This is a genomic window from Stenotrophomonas indicatrix (assembly GCA_041545745.1).
GTDB lineage: Bacteria > Pseudomonadota > Gammaproteobacteria > Xanthomonadales > Xanthomonadaceae > Stenotrophomonas > Stenotrophomonas indicatrix_A.
The window spans coordinates 3,577,568-3,596,985 of the sequence record CP168152.1 but is presented as its reverse complement, the minus strand read 5'-3'; the positions used below and the strand labels follow the sequence as shown (position 1 = coordinate 3,596,985).

Below are 19,418 nucleotides of genomic sequence, written 5' to 3'. Positions count from 1 at the left end.
GGAGTGCTGTTCCCGATGAAACACCTTGGCCTTGTCTTCGCCGTGCTGCTGGCCACCAGTGGCTGCGCCAGCCTGTCCTCCAAGGCGCCCAGCGCCTATGCCACCACCGCCGACCTGCAGGGCGACGCCGCGCGTCCGTCCAGCGGCCACGGCTGGGTGCGCAGCGAGCTGTACTTCGGCGTGGGCGAGGAGCAGGGCGCCGGTGACCGCCCGCAGGCCGACACCATCAGCGATGCGCAGTGGCGCGCGTTCCTCGACAAGGAAGTGACGCCGCGCTTCCCGGATGGGTTGACCGTGTTCGATGCCTACGGCCAGTGGCTGTTCCGTGGCGATGCGGCACCCAACCGCCTGCGCACCAAGGTGCTGGTGGTGCTGCACGAGGACAGCCCGCAGCGCCGCGCGGACATCGAAGCGATCCGTCTGGCGTGGAAGCAGCAGACCAAACACCAGTCGGTGCTGTGGTCGCGGCAGGCGGTTGACGTATCGTTCTGACCCAGAGGCGCCATAGTGGCGCAGCAGGGAATGACGATGAGACCCAGGGATGTGTTGTTGGGCGCGATGCTTGCCGGCGTGTTGGCGCCCGTGGCGCAGGCCGAGGATGAGGACCAGGGCCCGCTGCGGTTCTCGCCGGCAGCGGGCGTGCAGGTGACGGCCGAGGTGCAGGAGGACGGCATGCTTGCCGTGCTGCTGCAGCCGGCAGGGAAGCGCCAGCGCCTGCCTGGCGCGCCGGACGCCGATGGCAATTCGCGCCTGAGCGCGGAGGACCTCGATTTCGATGGACACCCTGAACTGGTCGCGCGCGCGGCGGTGGGCATGGTCAATGAGGCCGTTGTGGTCTATCGCTTCGACGTGGGCAGTGGTGAATTCCGCGCGCTGAAGGCGGTGACCCATGGACAAGACCAGTGTGGCGAACTGATGGGCCTCACCGCCGATGCCGCCACGCGCACGCTGACTGCCAGCTGCCGCAGCGGGCCGATGTGGTACACCGACGTGTATCGCTTCAACGGACCGCAGCTCTATCTGTATCGCGGTGAAAATGTGCTGATGCTGGGCGATACGCTCAACCAGGCGCTGCACTGGAAAGAGACCGAAAGCCAAGGCCCGTTGGCGGTGTGGCGCACCTATGACCCTGTCGGCAAGGTGCTTGAAAGCGCCATTGGTGACGGATTGGGCGCACCACCCAGCGGCGCACCGTTGCGGGGCCAGGAAGCCACCGTGGTGCCAGCGCGCCTGTTCCTGTTCGACCGGCCCGGCGCATCAAGCACCAAGCGCTACCTGGTACAGGGCGATCAGGTGGAGATGCTTGATGAGCAGGATGGCTGGGTGAAGGTGCGTTACCGCACTCCGAAACAGGGCGCGATCGAGGGCTGGATCAACGTCAACGATTGACGGCAGCGCTGCCCGGAGTTTGCACGACAAGGCGATCGGCCTCTTGCCCACGGGAGCATCACTTCACCGGGTCTAGCCTCGGGTTTCCCCCTTGCAAGGTTGTAGTCCCAATGAGCAAGCGCGTTGCCGAGATCGTCGTCGATACCCTGCAGCAGGCGGGCGTCCGCCGTTGTTATGGCATCGTCGGCGACACCCTGAACCATGTCACCGACGCACTGCATCGCAGTGAAATCGCGTGGGTGCATGTGCGCCACGAAGAGGTCGCGGCGTTCGCGGCCGGTGCCGATTCATTGATCAGCGGCCAGCTGACCGCCTGCGCGGGCTCGTGCGGGCCTGGTGGCCTGCACTTCATCAACGGCATCTTCGAGAGCAACCGCAACCGTGCACCGATGGTGTTGATCGCCAGCCAGGTGGTCACCAGCGAACTCGGCATGGAGTTCCCGCAGGAAGTGGATTTCAAGGCGGTGTACGGCAGCTGCACCGTGTTCTGCGAGCAGGTGCACAGCCCGGCCCAGGCACGGCGCGTGGTGGCGCTGGCCTGCCAGGCGGCCATCAGCCGTCGCGGCGTGGCGGTGGTGATCCTGCCGGCCGACATCAGCGAAGCGGAAGTGAAGCACGATGTGCCGTTCTCGGTGCATTACACCCAGCCGGTGCTGCGCCCCTCCGAGGCCGAGCTGCAGCACATCGCCGAACTGCTAGGGCAGGGCAAGCGCATCGGCATCTATGCCGGCGCCGGCTGCCAGGGTGCACATGCGCAGCTGCTGGAACTGGCACGGCGCCTGCAGGCCCCGGTGGCGCACACATCGCGTGCGAAGGACTTCGTCGAACCGGACAACCCGTACAACATGGGCATGACCGGAGTCTTCGGCGTCGAATCCGGGTTCCACACGTTGATGGAGTGCGACACGCTGTTGCTGCTCGGCGCGGATTTCGCCTGGGGCCAGTTCTATCCGGACAAGGCCACGATCATCCAGGTCGACTGCGACGGCAGCCACCTCGGTCGACGCCATCCGGTGAACCTGGGCGTGGTCGGCGATATCGCACCGACGCTGGATGCCCTGCTGCCGATGCTGCCCCCGCGCGAAGACAGCAGTTTCCTGGACGAATGCATCGAGCACCGCGACAAGGCGCTGAAGAAGCGCGAGCAGGAGGAGCAGCCGGGTGAAGGCGAGCTGATCCATCCGCAGCACCTGACCGCGCTGCTGTCGAAGTACGCGACCGACGATGCGCTGTTCACCGCTGACGGTGGCTCGCCGATGGTGTGGGTGCTGCGGCACATCCGGGTGAACGGCAGGCGCCGCACGCTGACCAGCCTGCTGCATGGCACGATGGCGAATGCGATGCCGCAGGCGCTGGGGCTGCAGAAGGCATTTCCGGGAAGGCAGGTGATTTCGTTGTCCGGCGATGGTGGGTTGGCGATGTTGCTGGGCGACCTGCTGACCGCGGTGCAGGAGAATCTTCCGATCAAGGTGGTGGTGTTCAACAACGGCTCGCTGAATTTCGTCGAGCTGGAGCAGAAGGTGGAAGGCCTGCTGGACAACTACACCGACCTGAAGAATCCGGACTTCGGGCGATTGGCCGAGGTGATCGGCTTCCATGGCCGCACGGTGACCCGCAGCGAGGACCTGGAAGAAGCGGTGCAGGATTTCCTGGCCCAGCGTGGGCCGGCGCTGCTGGATGTACACACCAGTCGCGCGGAGCTGGTGATGCCGCCGCAGATCGAGGCCAAGCAGGTGGCGGGCACGGCGCTGTACGCGGCGAAGGCGGTGCTGAGCGGTCGCATCGATGACGTGAAGCATCTGCTGGTGGACAACCTCCTGAAGAAGTAGAAGGTTGGGTGTGATGCAGGGCTGCGCCCTGCACCCGCAGAGGCAACGTCAACGTCAACGTCAAAAGCGGGGTATCGGTGGGATGGCGGGGTGGGTCCGGTTGCGGGGGACGCCGTAAACCCGTCCATGGGGGCTTGGCCGCGGCATCCATGCCGCGGACACCCCCGCAACCGGACCCACCCCGCCTTCGACAGATTTCCGCGATCTGTCGGAATGGCATGGCCTGCTCTTGGTGGGTGTCGACCTTGGTCGCCACGTCCATCCACGCGATGCGTGGATGGATTTCTGGGCATATCGACGGATGTGATCTCTGTAGAGCCGGGCCATGCCCGGCTCGCGAGCGAAGCGTCCGGCTTCTGCTTTTGATCTTCTGATTCTCTTCCGTGGCTGGCACGCGCAGGAAACTGTCATGGGCCGGGCGGGGTGGGTTGCGCAGGACCGTTGGCGCCATGGATGGCGCCATCGAGCCCCCATGGACGGGTTTACGGCGTGTCCTGCGCAACCCACCCCGCACGGGCCACTCGATAGGCTGCTTTCGGCGACCCACCACGAGGGGCTCCGCCGTTGGCTGGAACCCATCATTCCACGCGGGAATTGGCGCGCCGGCCCCGCTGGGCCTACCATCGGCGGTCCCCACCCCCCACCGCCCCTTCCATGTCCGCTCCCGCTTCCACCGCGCCGCGCCGCTGGTTCGTCGCTGGCGACTTCAATGGCTTCTTCGGCCTGGTCGTCGACAATCTCTCCATCCTCGGCTTCATCGCCATGGCCCTGGTCGGGATGTTCCAGTTCCCCGCCGACGTGGTCTTCGGCCGCATGTTCCCCGGCACCGCCCTGGGCGTGCTGGTCGGCAACCTGCTGTACACCCTGATGGCACGGCGCCTGGCCGCGCGTACCGGGCGGGACGACGTCACCGCCATGCCGCTGGGCTTGGATGCGCCGACCAGCATCGGCATGGCACTGCTGGTGCTGGGCCCGGCCTTCCTGGCCTTCAAGCAGCAGGGTCTGGACCCGCATGCCGCCGCCATCGCCACCTGGCAGCTGGGCATGGCCTCGCTGGTCATCATGGGCGTGCTCAAGCTGATCCTGTCCTTCTTCGGTGAAGCGGTGACCCGCGCGCTGCCGCGTGCCGCGCTGCTGGGCTCCATCGCTGGCATCGCACTGGTGCTGATGGGCCTGCTGCCGCTGCTGGAAACCCTGCGCTCGCCGCTGGTCGGCTTCACCACGCTCGGCCTGCTGCTGTACGTGCTGATCGCCAAGGGCAAGCTGCCGGTGCGCGGTCCGGGTGTGCTGCTGGCGTTCGTGTTCGGCACCGTCCTGTACTACGGCCTTGGTCTGGCCGGGCTGGGTGTGCCCGGCTTCCAGATTCCGGCCTGGGTGCCGCCGCAGGTGGTACTGCCGCTGCCGACGCTGGGCTTCATCGAGGGCCTGCCGACCGCGATGACCTACCTGCCGCTGCTGCTGCCGTTCGGCCTGCTGATGGTGGTCGGTGGCATCAACGTATCCGAGAGCGCGCGCGCGGCCGGCGATGACTACCGCACCCGCGACATCCTGCTGGTGGAAGCGGTGGCCACGCTGGTGGCTGGCGTCTGCGGCGGCGTTGCGCAGACCACCCCGTACATCGGCCAGCCGGCCTACAAGCACATGGGCGCGCGCAGCGGCTACACGCTGCTGACCGGCCTGTTCGTCGGCATCGGCGGCATGCTCGGCATCATTTCCGGGCTGGTGCAGTGGCTGCCGCTGGCGGTGCTGGCGCCGATCATCGTGTACGTGTCGATCGACATCACCACCCAGGCGTTCCAGGCGACGCCGCGCCAGCATGCCGGCGCGATGGTGCTGGGCTTCCTGCCGTCGGCAGCCTACCTGCTGGCGATCAAGGCACCGGGCTGGATTCCGGCCGAGCAGATGGGCGCGCTGCTGACCCACGTCGATGGCCATGGCCTGCCGGAGCTGGCGGTGATCTTCGCGTTGGGCAACGGCTTCATCATCACCTCGATGCTGTGGATCGCCACCGTCGCGGCGATGGTCGATGGACGCCTGCGTCGCGCCTGCGGCTTCCTGCTGGTGGCGGCGGTGCTCACCCTGTTCGGCCTGATCCATTCGGTGGATCCGCGCGGCGGTATCTACCTGCCGTGGGATCTGCAGGGCCTGGCCCGCGTCATCAGCTGGCAGTTCGCCGGCGCCTATGTGGCGCTGGCCATCCTGCTGGGGCTGCTGTCGCTGCAGAAGCAGGCGGTGAAGCCGCTGGCTGAAAACGCCCATTGACCGGTAGCGCCGGGCCATGCCCGGCGTTGGGTTGCGTCGCCGCCGGGCATGGCCCGGCGCTACCGATCTGAATCCAGTTCCGGGTAATGCCGGAAGATGCCGTTGGTGTTGAAGGCAAGCCGCCGCTCCGAAGCGAGATAGGCGGCGATGCCGGGCCGTTGTTGCACCCGATCCTTCAACGCGTGCAGCAATGGCAACGTGGGCCACAACGCCTGCATGCGGCGCGGAAACATGTAGTCCAGCCCGCTCAGCAGCTGGAACAGTGACAGATCGACGTAGGAATGCTCGCGCAGCGGGTGGCGACCGCCATTGGCCTTCAGCACCTGCTCGAAGTAGCCGAGGAACTTCGGCAGGCGCTCATCGCGCATCGCTGCTGCGCGCGCCTTGGCTTCGGTCTTCTGGTCTTCGTAGTATTTCGACGCGGCAATGGGGTGGTGGGTGTCGTGCACCTCGGCCACCAGATCGGCGATGGTCAGCTGCCACTGCAGCGCCTGCATGCGCCGCGAGGCGGCCTGTGGGACCAGATCCAGCGTCGGGCCGAGGAAATCGAGAATGGCTGCAACCTGTGCGATGACCTGTCGCCCTGCCTTCAGGAACGGTGGCGCGAAAGGTTGCGCACCTTCGCCTTGGCCGTCGAGGAACGGTTGCATCACAGCGTCGCCATGCACCCGCGCCATGTCGATGTAATCCGCGCCGGCGTCTTCCAAAGCCAGGCGCACGAATTCGCCACGGCCCTGGATGCCGGTCCAGTAGTACAGCGCGTACTGCATGGCAGCGTCTCCACACGGCAGGACCGATAGCCTCGCGCAGTGCGCGCAAAGCACGTGTGAGCACTCCTGCGCGCTGGCCCCAACCCAAACGCCAGCGGAACAGATGGGGAACCCGCTGGAATCGGCGGGGTCACACCCTGTCCATGCGGGTGAAAAAACGAGGGACTGCGTCATGCAGAGCGGAAAGGCGGTATGGCCCTGGGTGCTGGGCGTGGTGGTGATCGGCGGCGCAGGCGGATGGTTGTTCCGCGATCAGCTGAAGAGCCTGACAGACGGCGTTTCAGTGCCGGTGCAATCGACTCCTGCCAGTACCGGCGCACCGCTACAACCGAAGGCGGCCGCAGAACCCGCACCAGCACCGCCCGCGATCAGGCATCCTCTGGATTCCGAGGCCGCCGCCGACCCGGCGCTACCGAAGCTGGCTGACAGCGATGCCGCTGCCTGGAGCACATTGAGCGAACTGTTCAAGGGAGAGGGTGCGTTGACTGCGCTGCTGCGTGATCACCTGATCCAGCGGCTGGTTACCCAGGTCGACAATCTGGACAAGGCCAGTGTGCCGCCTACCGCACTGGCCGCTCGGCCGCTGCCGGGCAGCCTGCAGGTGGAGCCGGGCGAGGGCGGCGAACGCATCGCTGCGGCCAATGCAGCGCGCTATGCGCCCTATGTGAAGGCTTTCACTGCGCTGGACCCGGCGGCGGCGGCCTTGGCGTACAAGCGCTTCTATCCGTTGATCCAGCAGGCCTACGTGGAACTTGGCAGGCCCGACGGCTACTTCAATGATCGTCTGGTGACGGTGATCGATCACCTGTTGGATACCCCTGAGCTGGCTCAAGCGCCACTGGTGGAGCGCAATGAGCGCGGCCGCTACCGCTTCGTCGACTCCACCCTGCAGTCACGCTCGATCGGCCAGAAGGCCTTGCTGCGCATGGACGCGGCGCAGACACGGGCGGTCAAGCAGCAACTGCGGGCGATCCGGGCCGCGATCACGCGTTGAAGCCTCCCATCGTGCGGATCTGATCCGGATCAACGCGCCGGCAACACCCCGTCCGGCATGCTGGGCACAGGCTGACTGGCCTTCGAATGCAGTCGCAGCCACCCTTGAAACCGGGTGGGGCAACCGCATCTTTCCAGCATCGCCGGCGCGGCCGGCCAAGATGACCGATGAGGTTTCACAATGCGCATGGACAAGCTCACCTCGCGTTTCCAGCAGGCGCTGGCAGACGCGCAGTCGCTGGCGGTAGGCCGCGACAACAGCATCATTGAACCGGTACACGTGTTCAGTGCCCTGCTGGACCAGCAGGGCGGCAGCACCCGTCCGTTGCTGGCCCAGGCCGGCGTCAACGTACCGGTGCTGCGCGAGCGCCTGGACGAGGCGCTTGAAGCGCTGCCGAAGGTGTCCGGCCAAGCCGGCAACCTGTCGATCGGCAACGATCTCAACCGCCTGCTCAACCACACCGACAAGCTGGCACAGCAGCAGGGCGATGCCTTCATTGCCAGCGAGTGGTTCGTGCTGGCCGCGCTGGAAGACGGCGGCACGCTGGGCATGGCGCTGCGCGCTGCCGGCGCCGACAAGGCGCGCCTGCAGACCGCCATCGACAAGCTGCGTGGCGGCGAGAACGTGCAGTCGGAGAACGCCGAGGAACAGCGGCAGGCGCTGGAAAAGTACACCATCGACCTGACCGCGCGTGCCGAGAGCGGCAAGCTCGACCCGGTGATCGGCCGTGACGAGGAGATCCGCCGCACCATCCAGGTGCTGCAGCGTCGTACCAAGAACAACCCTGTGCTGATCGGCGAGCCGGGCGTGGGCAAGACCGCGATCGTCGAAGGCCTGGCCCAACGCATCATCAACGACGAAGTGCCAGAGGGCCTGCGTGGAAAGCGCGTGCTGTCGCTGGACATGGGCGCGCTGATCGCCGGTGCGAAGTTCCGCGGCGAATTCGAGGAGCGCCTGAAGGGTGTGCTCAACGACCTGGCCAAGAGCGAAGGGCAGATCATCCTGTTCATCGACGAACTGCACACCATGGTCGGCGCGGGCAAGGCCGACGGCGCGATGGATGCCGGCAACATGCTCAAGCCGGCACTCGCGCGCGGTGAACTGCACTGCGTCGGTGCGACCACGCTGGACGAGTACCGCAAGTACATCGAAAAGGATGCCGCGCTGGAGCGCCGCTTCCAGAAGGTTTTCGTGGGTGAGCCGACGGTGGAGGACACCATCGCGATCCTGCGCGGCCTGAAGGAAAAGTACGCGGTGCATCACGGGGTGGAGATTACCGACCCGGCCATCGTCGCTGCGGCCACCCTGTCCAACCGCTACATCACCGACCGCCAGCTGCCGGACAAGGCCATCGACCTGATGGACGAAGCCGCTTCGCGCCTGCGCATGGAGATCGACTCCAAACCGGAGGAACTGGATCGGCTGGAGCGTCGCCTGATCCAGTTGAAGATCCAGCGCGAGATGCTGAAGAAGGAAAAGGACGATGCCTCGCGGCAGCGCCTGGCCGACCTGGAAAACGATATCGATGCACTGGAGCGCGAGTTCTCCGATCTCAACGAGGTCTGGAAGTCGGAGAAGGCCGCGCTGCAGGGCACGACCAAGCTCAAGGAACAGGTCGAGCAGGCCAAGGTTGAACTGGAGTCTGCGCAGCGCCGGCAGGATTTCGCGCGCATGAGCGAGATCCAGTATGGCGTGCTGCCGCAGCTGGAAAAGCAGCTGGCGGCCGCCCAGGAAGTGGAGAACCACGACTTCAAGCTGGTGCAGGACCGTGTCACCGATGAGGAGATCGCCGAGGTCGTCTCGCGTTGGACCGGCATCCCGGTCAACAAGATGCTCGAAGGCGAGCGCGACAAGCTGCTGCGCATGGAAGAGGTGCTGCACAACCGCGTGGTCGGCCAGGAAGAGGCGATCAAGGTGGTGTCCGACGCGGTGCGTCGTTCGCGCGCCGGCTTGTCCGATCCGAATCGACCGGGTGGCTCGTTCCTGTTCCTGGGCCCGACCGGCGTGGGCAAGACCGAACTGTGCAAGTCGCTCGCCGAGTTCCTGTTCGACAGCGCCGACGCGATGATCCGCATCGACATGAGCGAGTTCATGGAGAAGCACAGCGTTGCACGCCTGATCGGTGCGCCCCCGGGCTACGTGGGCTACGAGGAGGGTGGTTACCTCACCGAGGCCGTGCGCCGTCGCCCGTATTCGCTGATCCTGCTGGATGAGGTGGAAAAGGCGCATCCGGATGTGTTCAACATCCTGCTGCAGGTGTTGGACGATGGTCGCCTGACCGACGGCCAGGGCCGCACGGTGGACTTCCGCAATACCGTCATCGTGATGACCTCGAACCTGGGCTCGCACCAGATCCAGGACATGAGTGGCGATGACACGCCGGAGGCCTACACGCAGATGAAGGCGGCGGTGATGGGCGTGGTGCAAGCGCACTTCCGTCCGGAGTTCATCAACCGCCTGGACGACATCGTGGTGTTCCATCCACTGGACAAGCAGCAGATCAAGCAGATCGCGCGCATCCAGATGCGTGGCCTGGAAAAGCGTTTGGCCGAGCGTGGCCTGAAGCTGGTGGTATCCGATGCGGCGTTCGATCTGCTCGGCAATGTCGGCTTCGATCCGGTGTATGGTGCGCGTCCGCTGAAGCGTGCGATCCAGGCACAGCTGGAGAACCCGCTGGCGCAGCAGATCCTGTCCGGTGCATTCACCAACGGCGATACCATCGAAGTGGGCAACGACGGCGGCCGTCTGGTGTTCGCCAAGGCCTGAGCCGAACGGGGCGCTGCATGATTGCAGCGTCCCGTTTCCGTTGTAGCGTTCGGCCGCATCCGGCGCATGCCGGCAATGCTCAGAACCGGTGCGTATACCCGGTCATTACCCCGAACTGATTGGCCTTCTGCACGATCGGGCTGTCTGCCGCATCGCCGAGCAGGCGGGTGCCTTCCACGGCGATGTACCAGTTGCCGTTGCGACCGGCGCGATGGCTCCATTTCATGCCCAGGCCGGCGCTGACCAGACCGGCCTTGGGCTTGTGCTGGGCGAAACCGGTGCGAGCGGCCTGGTCGGGGCTGACCCCGTACCAGGTCTGCAGGTAGCCGCGGTTGCCGTAGTCGGTGGAGACGCTGCCGCTGACCACGCCACCGGCCAGATCGAACAGCGGCATCTCCAGGTTCAGGTGGATCTGCTGGGTGGCAAGGCCGTTGTCGCCCTTGTCATCGTCTTTCATCGTGTATTGCCAGGAACCACTCAACACCGCCTCACCAAGCGTATAGCCAGCCGCCAGGCCGACCAGGGGCCGGGTATCGATATCGCCCATGCCACGCAGGAAGTCCGAGCCGCCGAGGATCGAGTTCTTCTCGCGTCGACTGCCGCTGCCGCCGACGTAGGCGCGCACGCGGGTGTGTTCGCCGATCGCCGTGCCCCAGCCCGCACCGCTGGTACCCAGAAACCAGCCGCCCGGCGAGGTCACGTCGAAGGACAGTGTGGGTGCGGCCTGGAATTCCTCGCTGCCGCTGTAGCGCGGGGCAACGCCGCCACCGGCGGCAAGCTCGAAGGTCCACTGGTCATCCTTGGCATGCGCTGCGGACGTTGCGAACAAGGGCAGCAGGGCCAGGCCGAGCAGGGTGGGGAAACGGCGAAGGTGGGACATGGCAACTCTCTACATAGGGAGGAAGTGCAGCGCGCGTATCCGGCGCGTGCTGCAGGGTCGCCAGCGTGGCGGGACGCCAGCGGCCAATCCGTCCGCAGTTGTGCGGGAGTTGTAAGCAACTGTAAGCGCGGCCTGCGCCGTTCAGCTGGCAGCCAGTGGCCAGTGCATTTCCAGGCGCGCGCCACCGAGGGTCGCGCGTCCCACGCGGAGCTCTCCGTGGTGACGAACCGCGATGCGCCCGGCGATGGCCAGGCCCAGGCCGAAGCCACCCGTGTCGCGGCTGCGGCTGTCATCCAGACGGGTGAACGGGCGCAGCACCTTCTCGCGATCGCCCTCGGCGATACCGGGGCCATCGTCGTCCACGCGCAGGCAGGCGTTGCCGGCAACGCTGACCAGTGACACCTCCACACGGGTGCGTGCATAACGCATCGCGTTGCCGACCAGATTGCTCAGGGCCAACTGCAGCAGCCGTGGCTCGGCGTCCACGCGCGGCAGCGCGCTGGGCCATACCTGCAGCACCAGGCCCGCGCGCTCGGCATCGCGCCGGGCGTCCTCCAGGCAGGCCTGCAGCCAGTCGTTCGCTTCGATCCGCTGCATGGGCTCGGCATCGTTGGGATGCTCCAGGCGCTCGTAGGCCAGCAATTCGCTGACCAGCCGGTTGAGCTCGGCCAGATCGCCATGCATGCCGGCGGCGAGGTGTGCCCGCCGCGCCGGGTCGTTGCTGTCCTGCATCAGGTCCAGGCCGAAGGCCAGGCGGGCGATCGGCGTGCGCAGTTCATGGGAAATGGCATGGGTAAGATCGCGCTGCCGCTGCACCAGTTCGGCCACGCGTGCGGCCATGCGGTTGGAATGTTCGAGGATGACCCGGATCTGCGAGCGCGGCGAGACCTGCGCGCGGGCCTGCAGGTCACCGGCGCCGATCTGGTCGGCATGCTGGCGCAACGCCTCCAGATCGCGCCAGAGCAGGTTCACCCAGAGGTACACGCATACCCCCAGCACGGCCAGCATGATGATGTAGGCCACGGTGACCAGATAGCCGATCATCGGTGTGTCGGCAGGCATGCGCAGGTGCAGCCACGCGCCCTCGCGATGGGCCGGGTCCAGCGGCGCCAGCAGCAGGGTGGATTTTCCGCGGGTGACCATGCCCAACCGCTGCAGCTGCTCGCGCTCCTGGGCATCCAGCGGCGGCGGCGCATCCAGGCGGCGCAGTTCGATACCGTAGTGGGGCTGCCAGTGCGCCAGCTGCTGCCGCTGCTGCGCGGCATCCAAACCGGCAAGGCCCTGCCGCAGCGCATACAGCTGGCCGCGCACCTGGTCGGCGAACACGCGCTGCGAGGTCGGGCGATAGACACGTTCAAGCGTGAAATCGAGCACGGTCACCGAGCCCAGGAAGCCGAGGCTGACCAATAGCCACAACCACAGGAACAGGCGCTTCACGTGGCCCAGGCCGACGGATTGAACTGGTAACCACGGCCCCAGACAGTCTTGATGCGGCGCGGTTCGCGCGCGTCGTCGCCCAGCTTGCGGCGCAGCTTGCCGATGCAGACATCCACGCTGCGGTCCAGGCCATCGAAACCGATGCCGCGCGCCGCCTGCAGGATCTGGTCGCGTGAGAGGATCTGCCCGGGCTGGCTGGCCAGCAGCCAGAGGATCTCGAATTCGGTGGTACCCAGTTCCACCGGCTGCCCATGCAGATGGACCTCACGCTGCACGCGGTCGATCAGCAGCCCACCATGCATCAGCCGGCACGGCACGCCGGCAGGGCCGCTGCCATGGCGACGGCGCAGCAGCGCGCGCAGGCGCGCCAGCAGCAGGCGTGGCTCGATCGGCTTGTGCACGTAGTCATCGGCGCCGGACTCCAGGCCCAGTACCTGTTCGATATCGTCCTCGCACGCCGTCAGCATCAGGATCGGCACGTCGGAAAAACTGCGGATCTGCCGGCACACATCGATGCCACCGAGGCCAGGCAGCATCAGGTCCAGTACCACCAGTTCCGGCGCGTGCTGGCGACAGGCCGCGCTGGCCAGGTCGCCACGCGGCACGTGCTGCACGGCAAATCCATGTTCGCGCAGATAGTCGCTGACCAGCTCGGCCAGGCGGCGGTCGTCCTCGACCAGCAGCACCTGGGTCGGGGTGCCGGCGGCGGGAGTCCACGGGGAGGGCTGCATCGGTGGGGCGTCCTTGTCCGGGGCGAAGGCCCGGCGGCGAAGCCTAGCAACGGCCCATGACGTCTGCCTGAATCGCGGGCAACCTGATAACCGCCGGTATTGGCGTCATCGCCAGGGGCTCTCAGTGGCGGTCGAAGGCTGGCCTATGGTGGGCGTTTCCCCGGATGGAGCCTGGCGCAATGAGTGATCCGCAGTGGCAACTGGAAACGCTGGCCGTGCACGGCGGCTACCGTCCCGACCCGACCACCCGCGCGGTGGCGGTGCCGATCTACCAGACCGTGGCCTACGCATTCGATGACACCCAGCACGGGGCGGACCTGTTCGACCTGAAGGTGCCGGGCAACATCTATACGCGCATCATGAATCCCACCACCGACGTGCTGGAGCAGCGTGTGGCGGCGCTGGAAGGGGGCATCGGCGCGTTGGCGCTGGCCTCCGGGCAGGCGGCGATCACCTATGCAATCCAGACCATTGCCGAGGCCGGCGACAACATCGTCGCCGCCAGCGCGCTGTATGGCGGCAGCCTCAATCTGCTGGCGCACACGCTGCCGCAGTACGGCATCCAGACGCGTTTTGCCGATCCGGCCGACCCGTCTGCGTTCGCAGCCCTGATCGATGAGCGCACCAAGGCCGTGTTCGTCGAGTCGATCGGCAACCCGCGCGGCAACGTCACCGACATCGCCGCCATCGCCGAGGTCGCGCATGCGGCGGGCGTGCCGCTGATCGTCGACAACACCGTGGCCACGCCGTTCCTGCTGCGCCCGTTCGAACATGGTGCCGACATCGTGGTGCACTCGCTGACCAAGTACCTCGGCGGCCACGGCACCAGTCTGGGCGGGGCGATCGTCGATTCGGGCCGTTTCGACTGGACGGCACAGCCGCAACGCTTCGCCCGCTTGAGCCAGCCCGATCCGAGCTATCACGGCGTGGTCTACACCGAAGCACTCGGTGCGGCGGCCTACATCGGCCGTGCGCGGGTGGTGCCGCTGCGCAATACCGGCGCAGCGTTGTCACCGTTCAATGCCTTTCTCATCCTGCAGGGCATCGAGACCCTGGCCCTGCGCATGGAGCGGATCAACGCCAATGCGCTGGCCGTGGCGCAGTACCTGCGCGCGCATCCGAAGGTGGCGTGGGTGCGTTATGCCGGGTTGCCCGACGACCCCGAACACGCGGCGGCGCAGCGCTATCTGGGCGGCCACGGCTCCGGCGTGCTGACCTTCGGCCTGCCCGGCGGGCGTGTTGCCGGCGCGCGTTTCCTTGATGCACTGAAGCTGTTCACCCGGCTGGTGAACCTGGGGGATGCGAAGTCGCTGGCCACCCATCCAGCGTCCACCACCCATCGCCAGCTGGATGCGGCCGAGCTCGCCAGGGCCGGGGTCAGCGAGGACACCGTACGGCTGTCGATCGGCATCGAGCACATCGGCGACCTGCGCGCTGACCTGGAGCAGGCGTTGGCTGACACCTGATAGCTGGCGGCTTGGTCGTCATCGCCATAGGCGATCACCACCGCTGCAGGAACGCGCTACGGTAGAGACGCTCTCCAAGGGCGTGGCGATATCATCCCCGGCCGATGCGGGTCGGCCGGGGATTTTTTTGGGCGCAACCAACCCCGGTAGATCCACGCCATGCGTGGATGAATTTCGATGCACTGTCGGAATATTCGATTCCGATGGAGATCCATCCACTCATGGCGTGGATCTACTGTGTCGACCAAGGTCGACACCTACCAACAGCAGCACCGAACGCCGTACCGACAGCTCGCTGAAATCCGTCGAAGGCGGGGTGGGTCCGGTTGCGGGGGCGTGAGCCGCATGGATGCGGCGACCGAGCTTACAGGGACGTACTTGCAGCGTCCCCTGCAACCGGACCCACCCCGCCAACCCACAGGAAGCCAGCTTTTGCTGTTGCTGTTGCCATTGAAGTTGCCGGCCAGCGGCCGGCACCACCGCGGGTGCAGGGCGCAGCCCTGCCGCACAACCCTCACACCACCGGAATGCTGTGCTGCCCAAGGCTGCGATACGGCGGGGTCGCCATCACCATTTCCGCCAGCGAGTAAGCCAGCTCGCGCTCGGCCATCACCGTCCCGTCGGCACCGTGTTCAAGCAGATGCTTCACTTCGGCATCGCTGTGCGCGCGCGCCAGCAGGGTCAGGTTGGGGTTGATCGCACGCAGCTTGGCCAGTGTCTCACCGGCTTCCAGCGGCTGCGGGATCGCCAGCACCGCGATCTTGGCGCGCTCGGGATGGGCTTCGGCCAGCACCTTGTCCGAAGCGGCGCTGCCGCGGATGCCGGGCAGGCCGGCCGCATGCGCCTCGGCCACGTGTTCCTTGTTGTCGTCGATGATCATCACCGGTACACCACGGTCGCGCAGCACCTGTGCCAGCGCACTGCCGACGCGGCCGTAGCCGATGACGATGGCATGGTCATGCAGGTCCAGCGACGGCCCGGGTGGCAGCTCGGTCTCCACCGCCGTGGGCGTGGTTTCCTGGTGCTTCAGCAGCCAGCGGTCGAGCAGGCCGAACACCAGCGGATTGAGCATGATCGAGATCAGCGCACCGGCCAGCACCAGCGCCTGGCCGGTGGGCGGCAGGATCTTCAGGGTCACGCCGAGGCCGGCGATGATGAAGGCGAACTCGCCGATCTGCGCCAGGCTGGCCGAGATCGTCAACGCGGTGCCTGTGGGATGGCCGAATGCGCGCACGATGAAGAACGCCGCCGCCGATTTGCCGAACATGATGATGCCGGCGGTGGCCAGCACCTGCCACGGGTGTTCGATCAGGATGCTGGGGTTGAACAGCATGCCCACCGAGACAAAGAACAGCACCGCGAATGCATCGCGCAGCGGCAGTGAATCGCTGGCCGCCTTGTGGCTGAGTTCGGATTCATTGAGCAGCATGCCGGCGAAGAACGCGCCCAGCGCGAACGACACGCCGAACAGCATCGCTGAGCCGAATGCCACGCCGAGTGCGATCGCCAGCACCGACAGGGTGAACAGTTCGCGCGAGCCGGTACCGGCGATGCGCTCCAGGATCCACGGAATGACCCGGCGGCCGACCACCAGCATCACCGCCACGAACAGGCCCAGCTGCACGAACGTCCAGCCGATGCTGGCCAGTACGCTGCCGAGGGTGTGATGTTCATTGGCCGCGTCGGGCCCGAACACACCGGCCATCACCGGCATCATCACCAGTGCCAGCACGCAGGCCAGGTCTTCGACGATCAGCCAGCCCACTGCGATCTTGCCGCGCTGCGTTTCCAGCAGGCGGCGCTCTTCCATCGCGCGCAGCAGCACCACGGTACTGGCCGTGGCCAGCGCGAAACCGAACACCACGCCGTGGATGACCGGCCAGCCCATCAATGCCGCCAAGCCCCAGCCGAGCAGGGTGGCGACCAGGATCTGGCCGATGGCACCGGGAATGGCGATGGCCTTGACCGCCATCAGGTCCTTCAGCGAGAAGTGCAGACCGACGCCGAACATCAGCAGCATCACGCCCAGCTCGGCCAGCTGGTTGGCCAGTGCCTGGTCGGCGACAAAGCCCGGAGTGAAGGGACCAACGCAGATGCCAGCAACCAGGTAACCGACCAGAGGAGACAAGCGGAGCTTGTTGGCCAGCGCGCCGAAGATGAAGGCGAGCCCGAGACCAACGGCAACGATGTTGATCAGGTCGGTGTCATGGTGCATCGGCTCTCGCAGAAATCGGGGGGATGCCCCGATTTTCACCTAATGAGCCAAATGCGGCAAACCTTTAGAGCAAATAGGGTCAGATCCCTTTTCCTGCAGGAAAAGGGATCTGACCCCGGATGAACCCGCCGGGCATGGCCCGGCACGCCTGTTACCGCTTACCAGTTGTACTTGATCCGCCCGTACACGTACGCGCCATTGAAGCCGAACGGCGAGTAGTTGCTGTACGGCAGCATGCCGAAGGTCGAGTTCTGCAGATCTTCGGTGCGGTCCGGGTACTCGTCCAGCAGGTTGTCGGCGCCCACCGTCAGCGTCCAGTTCGCGCTCGGCTTGTAGCTGGCCGAAGCATCCAGCACCCACTTGTCGCCGTAGGTCTGGTCACGCGCGGCGGTGGCCGAATTGCGCACCGTGAACTTGCCGTAGCGGGTCGCCGCCAGGCCCAGTTCCCAGTGGTCCGAACGCCAGGTGCCGCTGAGGATGGTCTTGTCGTGCGGGTAGCTGTCTTCGATGCGGCCGATCTCATCGCGACCGATCAGCGACTGGGTCAGGCCCAGCGTGCCGAACACCGCTGGCGTGCCGCCCACGCGCTGCACTTCGGTGTCGTTGTAGCTGTACGCCGCGGTCAATTCCAGGCTGCTGGCGCTGAACGGCACGGTGTAGCTGGATACGAAGTCAACACCGCGGGTGCGGGTGTCCAGACCGTTGGTGAAGTACGAGAACGCCGTTACCTGTGGCAGGCCCAGCCCGGCCAGCAGCGCACTGGAGGCGGCATTGGTGGTGATGCTGGACGACAACGCGATGCGGTCATCGATGTCGATCTGGTACGCGTCGACGGTGACGTACAGGCGGTCGATCGGCTGCAGCACCAGACCCAGGCTGTAGGACGTGGAGGTCTCGGCCTTCAGCGGCGACGCGCCCAATGCCTGCGCGGCCGGGCTGGTGGTGGGGAAGGTGCCGCGTTCGACGAACACGCCGTTGAGGAACTGGCTGGTCACTGCCTGGTAGCCCTGCTGCGGCAGCGACGGCGCGCGGAAGCCGCTGGAGGCGGTTGCCCGCAGCGCGACCTTGTCGGTGAACGCATAGCGCGCCGACAGCTTGCCGGAGAAGCGGTCGCCGAAGTCCGAGTAATCCTCGTAGCGGCCGGTGATGCCGGCCGAGAACTTCTCGGTCAGGTCCGCTTCCAGGCCCGCATAGACCGCGTAGTTGTGGCGGTCGGTGTGCACTTCATTGGTCGGGGTGAAGCCGGCGAAGCCCTGCGCGCCGGTGCCGGTGTAGGAGTTCAGTTCACCCGGGTTCTGGTCCCACTTCTCACGACGGTACTCACCGCCGAAGGACAGGGTGACCGGATAGGCCAAGCCCCAGTCCAGCGACTTGGTCAGGTCGGCGTTGAAGATGTCCTGCTGGTACTTCAGCGTGCCGTCGTAGAACGAACGCGGGCTGGTCGCGCCCAGGCTGTAGTTGATGCTGTTGCGGGTGTGGAAATCCAGGGTGTTCTCGCCGTGGTTCAGGCTCAGGTCCCAGGTCCAGCCGTTGTCGGTGTTGCCTTTGACGCCGGCCACCAGCGAGCGGTCCTTGGAGTACTGGTTGATCTGCGGCACGTAGCCGTCCGGATAGGTCTGCGCCAGCAGCGCGGTCTGCCCGCTGTGGTTGCGCGAACGGTAGAACGCGAACGAGGTGATGTCGCGGTTGCTGAGCAGCGCGCTGGCGTAGCCGGTCACGTGGTCGCTGAAATCGAAGCTCGCATTGACCGAGGCAGCGGTGGCGTCCACCTTCGGGTCGCCGACGATGAAGGTGGTCTGGCCAACGCTGGGGAAGTTGCCGGTGTTGGGCGTGGTGCCGCGGTACGGACCGGCGCGGTCGCTCTCGTCCTGCTGGCTGATCTGGCCGGCCACGTGCACGCGGCCACGGCCGTTGCCGAATTCCACGCCGGTATCGCCAGAGAGCTGGTACTTGTTGCCGTCGCCGGCCGAGTACTGGCCGTAGTCGACGGCCAGGCTGCCACCGCTGCCGCTGCCCTTCAGCACGATGTTGATGACGCCGGCGATGGCATCCGAACCGTACTGTGCGGAGGCGCCGTCACGCAGCACCTCGACGCGCTCGATGGCGGCGATCGGAATCGCATTGATGTCCACCGCCGACGAACCACGGCCGATGCTGCCGTTGACGTTGATCATCGCCGAGGTGTGGCGGCGCTTGCCGTTGACCAGCACCAGCACCTGGTCCGGCGACAGGCCGCGCAGCTGTGCCGGGCGCACACCGCTGGTGCCGTCGGTCAGTGCTGGGCGCGGGAAATTCAGCGACGGCAGCGCGCGCGACAGCGCGGTGGCCAGCTCACCGGTACCGGTGGACTGCAGGATCTCGGGGGTGATGATGTCGATCGGCGACTGCGATTCGGCGACCGTCCGGTCGGCCACGCGGGTGCCGGTGACGATCACCGTATCCAGGGTGTTGGCGGCGGTGCCGGCCTGCTGGGCGGCGGCAACGAACGGAGAGCCACCGAGTGCGACAGCGACGGCGGCGGCGATCAGGCTGGTCTTGCGGGTCATCGGGAGGGGGCTCCGGTTGGCGGGATGGCACCGGAATCGACATCACGGGGATGAGCGGACGACGGTTGTTGCGGTGCGCAATACAGGAATTAACGGGATATTCAGTGCCTGTCAAATGCCGGTCATCAGAAAA

General features: G+C 66.3%; 13 protein-coding genes. 7 read left to right on the top strand and 6 right to left on the bottom strand.

Going from position 1 to position 19,418, the window contains the following annotated elements:
• The first annotated feature begins 15 nt into the window (after nt 1–15).
• The 4 genes from ACEF39_RS16415 to ACEF39_RS16400 all read left to right on the top strand — a co-directional run bounded on the left by ACEF39_RS16415 (nt 16) and on the right by ACEF39_RS16400 (nt 5,480).
• Nucleotides 16–492: a DUF3574 domain-containing protein gene (locus tag ACEF39_RS16415; protein ID WP_500285824.1), complete on the top strand. Its 477-nt coding sequence runs from the start codon at nt 16–18 to the stop codon at nt 490–492.
• A gap of 36 nt (nt 493–528) precedes the next feature.
• On the top strand, nt 529–1,389 hold the full coding sequence (locus tag ACEF39_RS16410) for an XAC2610-related protein (protein WP_500285823.1): 861 nt from the start codon (nt 529–531) through the stop codon (nt 1,387–1,389).
• A gap of 110 nt (nt 1,390–1,499) precedes the next feature.
• Nucleotides 1,500–3,218 carry a thiamine pyrophosphate-dependent enzyme gene (locus ACEF39_RS16405; protein ID WP_500285822.1) on the top strand — a complete coding sequence of 573 codons (1,719 nt, stop codon included), beginning with the start codon at nt 1,500–1,502 and terminating at the stop codon, nt 3,216–3,218.
• A 654-nt stretch (nt 3,219–3,872) separates the two neighbouring features.
• Nucleotides 3,873–5,480 (top strand): SulP family inorganic anion transporter, encoded by a 1,608-nt coding sequence (locus tag ACEF39_RS16400; protein ID WP_500285821.1) that lies wholly within the window; start codon nt 3,873–3,875, stop codon nt 5,478–5,480.
• A 59-nt stretch (nt 5,481–5,539) separates the two neighbouring features.
• Here the strand turns inward: ACEF39_RS16400 and ACEF39_RS16395 are convergent, their stop codons facing one another.
• Entirely contained in the window at nt 5,540–6,250 is a 711-nt protein-coding gene (locus ACEF39_RS16395) for a glutathione S-transferase (RefSeq protein WP_500285820.1), read from the bottom strand.
• Between the two features lie 172 nt (nt 6,251–6,422).
• Here ACEF39_RS16395 and ACEF39_RS16390 point away from each other — a divergent pair, with 172 nt between their 5' ends.
• Complete coding sequence (locus ACEF39_RS16390; RefSeq protein ID WP_500285819.1) at nt 6,423–7,244, top strand: DUF3014 domain-containing protein; 822 nt, start codon at nt 6,423–6,425, stop codon at nt 7,242–7,244.
• 180 nt (nt 7,245–7,424) lie between these two features.
• Nucleotides 7,425–10,010 carry an ATP-dependent chaperone ClpB gene (gene clpB / locus ACEF39_RS16385; RefSeq protein ID WP_500285818.1) on the top strand — a complete coding sequence of 862 codons (2,586 nt, stop codon included), beginning with the start codon at nt 7,425–7,427 and terminating at the stop codon, nt 10,008–10,010.
• Nucleotides 10,011–10,089: 79 nt separating this feature from the next.
• Here clpB and ACEF39_RS16380 read toward each other — a convergent pair whose 3' ends face one another.
• From ACEF39_RS16380 to ACEF39_RS16370, 3 genes are all read right to left on the bottom strand, one after another.
• Nucleotides 10,090–10,890, bottom strand: a complete 801-nt coding sequence (locus ACEF39_RS16380) for a MipA/OmpV family protein (protein ID WP_500285817.1) — start codon at nt 10,888–10,890, stop codon at nt 10,090–10,092.
• Between the two features lie 141 nt (nt 10,891–11,031).
• Nucleotides 11,032–12,327, bottom strand: coding sequence for an ATP-binding protein (locus ACEF39_RS16375; RefSeq protein WP_500285816.1), 1,296 nt, complete (start codon nt 12,325–12,327; stop codon nt 11,032–11,034).
• The gene (locus ACEF39_RS16370; protein ID WP_500285815.1) at nt 12,324–13,058 is read right to left on the bottom strand and encodes a winged helix-turn-helix domain-containing protein; all 735 of its coding nucleotides are present in this window, start codon (nt 13,056–13,058) and stop codon (nt 12,324–12,326) included. Before ACEF39_RS16370 ends, ACEF39_RS16375 begins: the two co-directional genes overlap by 4 nt.
• A gap of 179 nt (nt 13,059–13,237) precedes the next feature.
• Here ACEF39_RS16370 and ACEF39_RS16365 point away from each other — a divergent pair, with 179 nt between their 5' ends.
• Complete coding sequence (locus tag ACEF39_RS16365) at nt 13,238–14,524, top strand: O-acetylhomoserine aminocarboxypropyltransferase/cysteine synthase family protein (RefSeq protein ID WP_500285814.1); 1,287 nt, start codon at nt 13,238–13,240, stop codon at nt 14,522–14,524.
• 514 nt (nt 14,525–15,038) lie between these two features.
• Here ACEF39_RS16365 and ybaL read toward each other — a convergent pair.
• Both ybaL and ACEF39_RS16355 read right to left on the bottom strand, forming a co-directional pair.
• On the bottom strand, nt 15,039–16,739 hold the full coding sequence (gene ybaL / locus ACEF39_RS16360; RefSeq protein ID WP_132824383.1) for a YbaL family putative K(+) efflux transporter: 1,701 nt from the start codon (nt 16,737–16,739) through the stop codon (nt 15,039–15,041).
• 158 nt (nt 16,740–16,897) lie between these two features.
• Nucleotides 16,898–19,285, bottom strand: coding sequence for a TonB-dependent receptor plug domain-containing protein (locus ACEF39_RS16355; RefSeq protein WP_500285813.1), 2,388 nt, complete (start codon nt 19,283–19,285; stop codon nt 16,898–16,900).
• Nucleotides 19,286–19,418 lie beyond the last annotated feature (133 nt).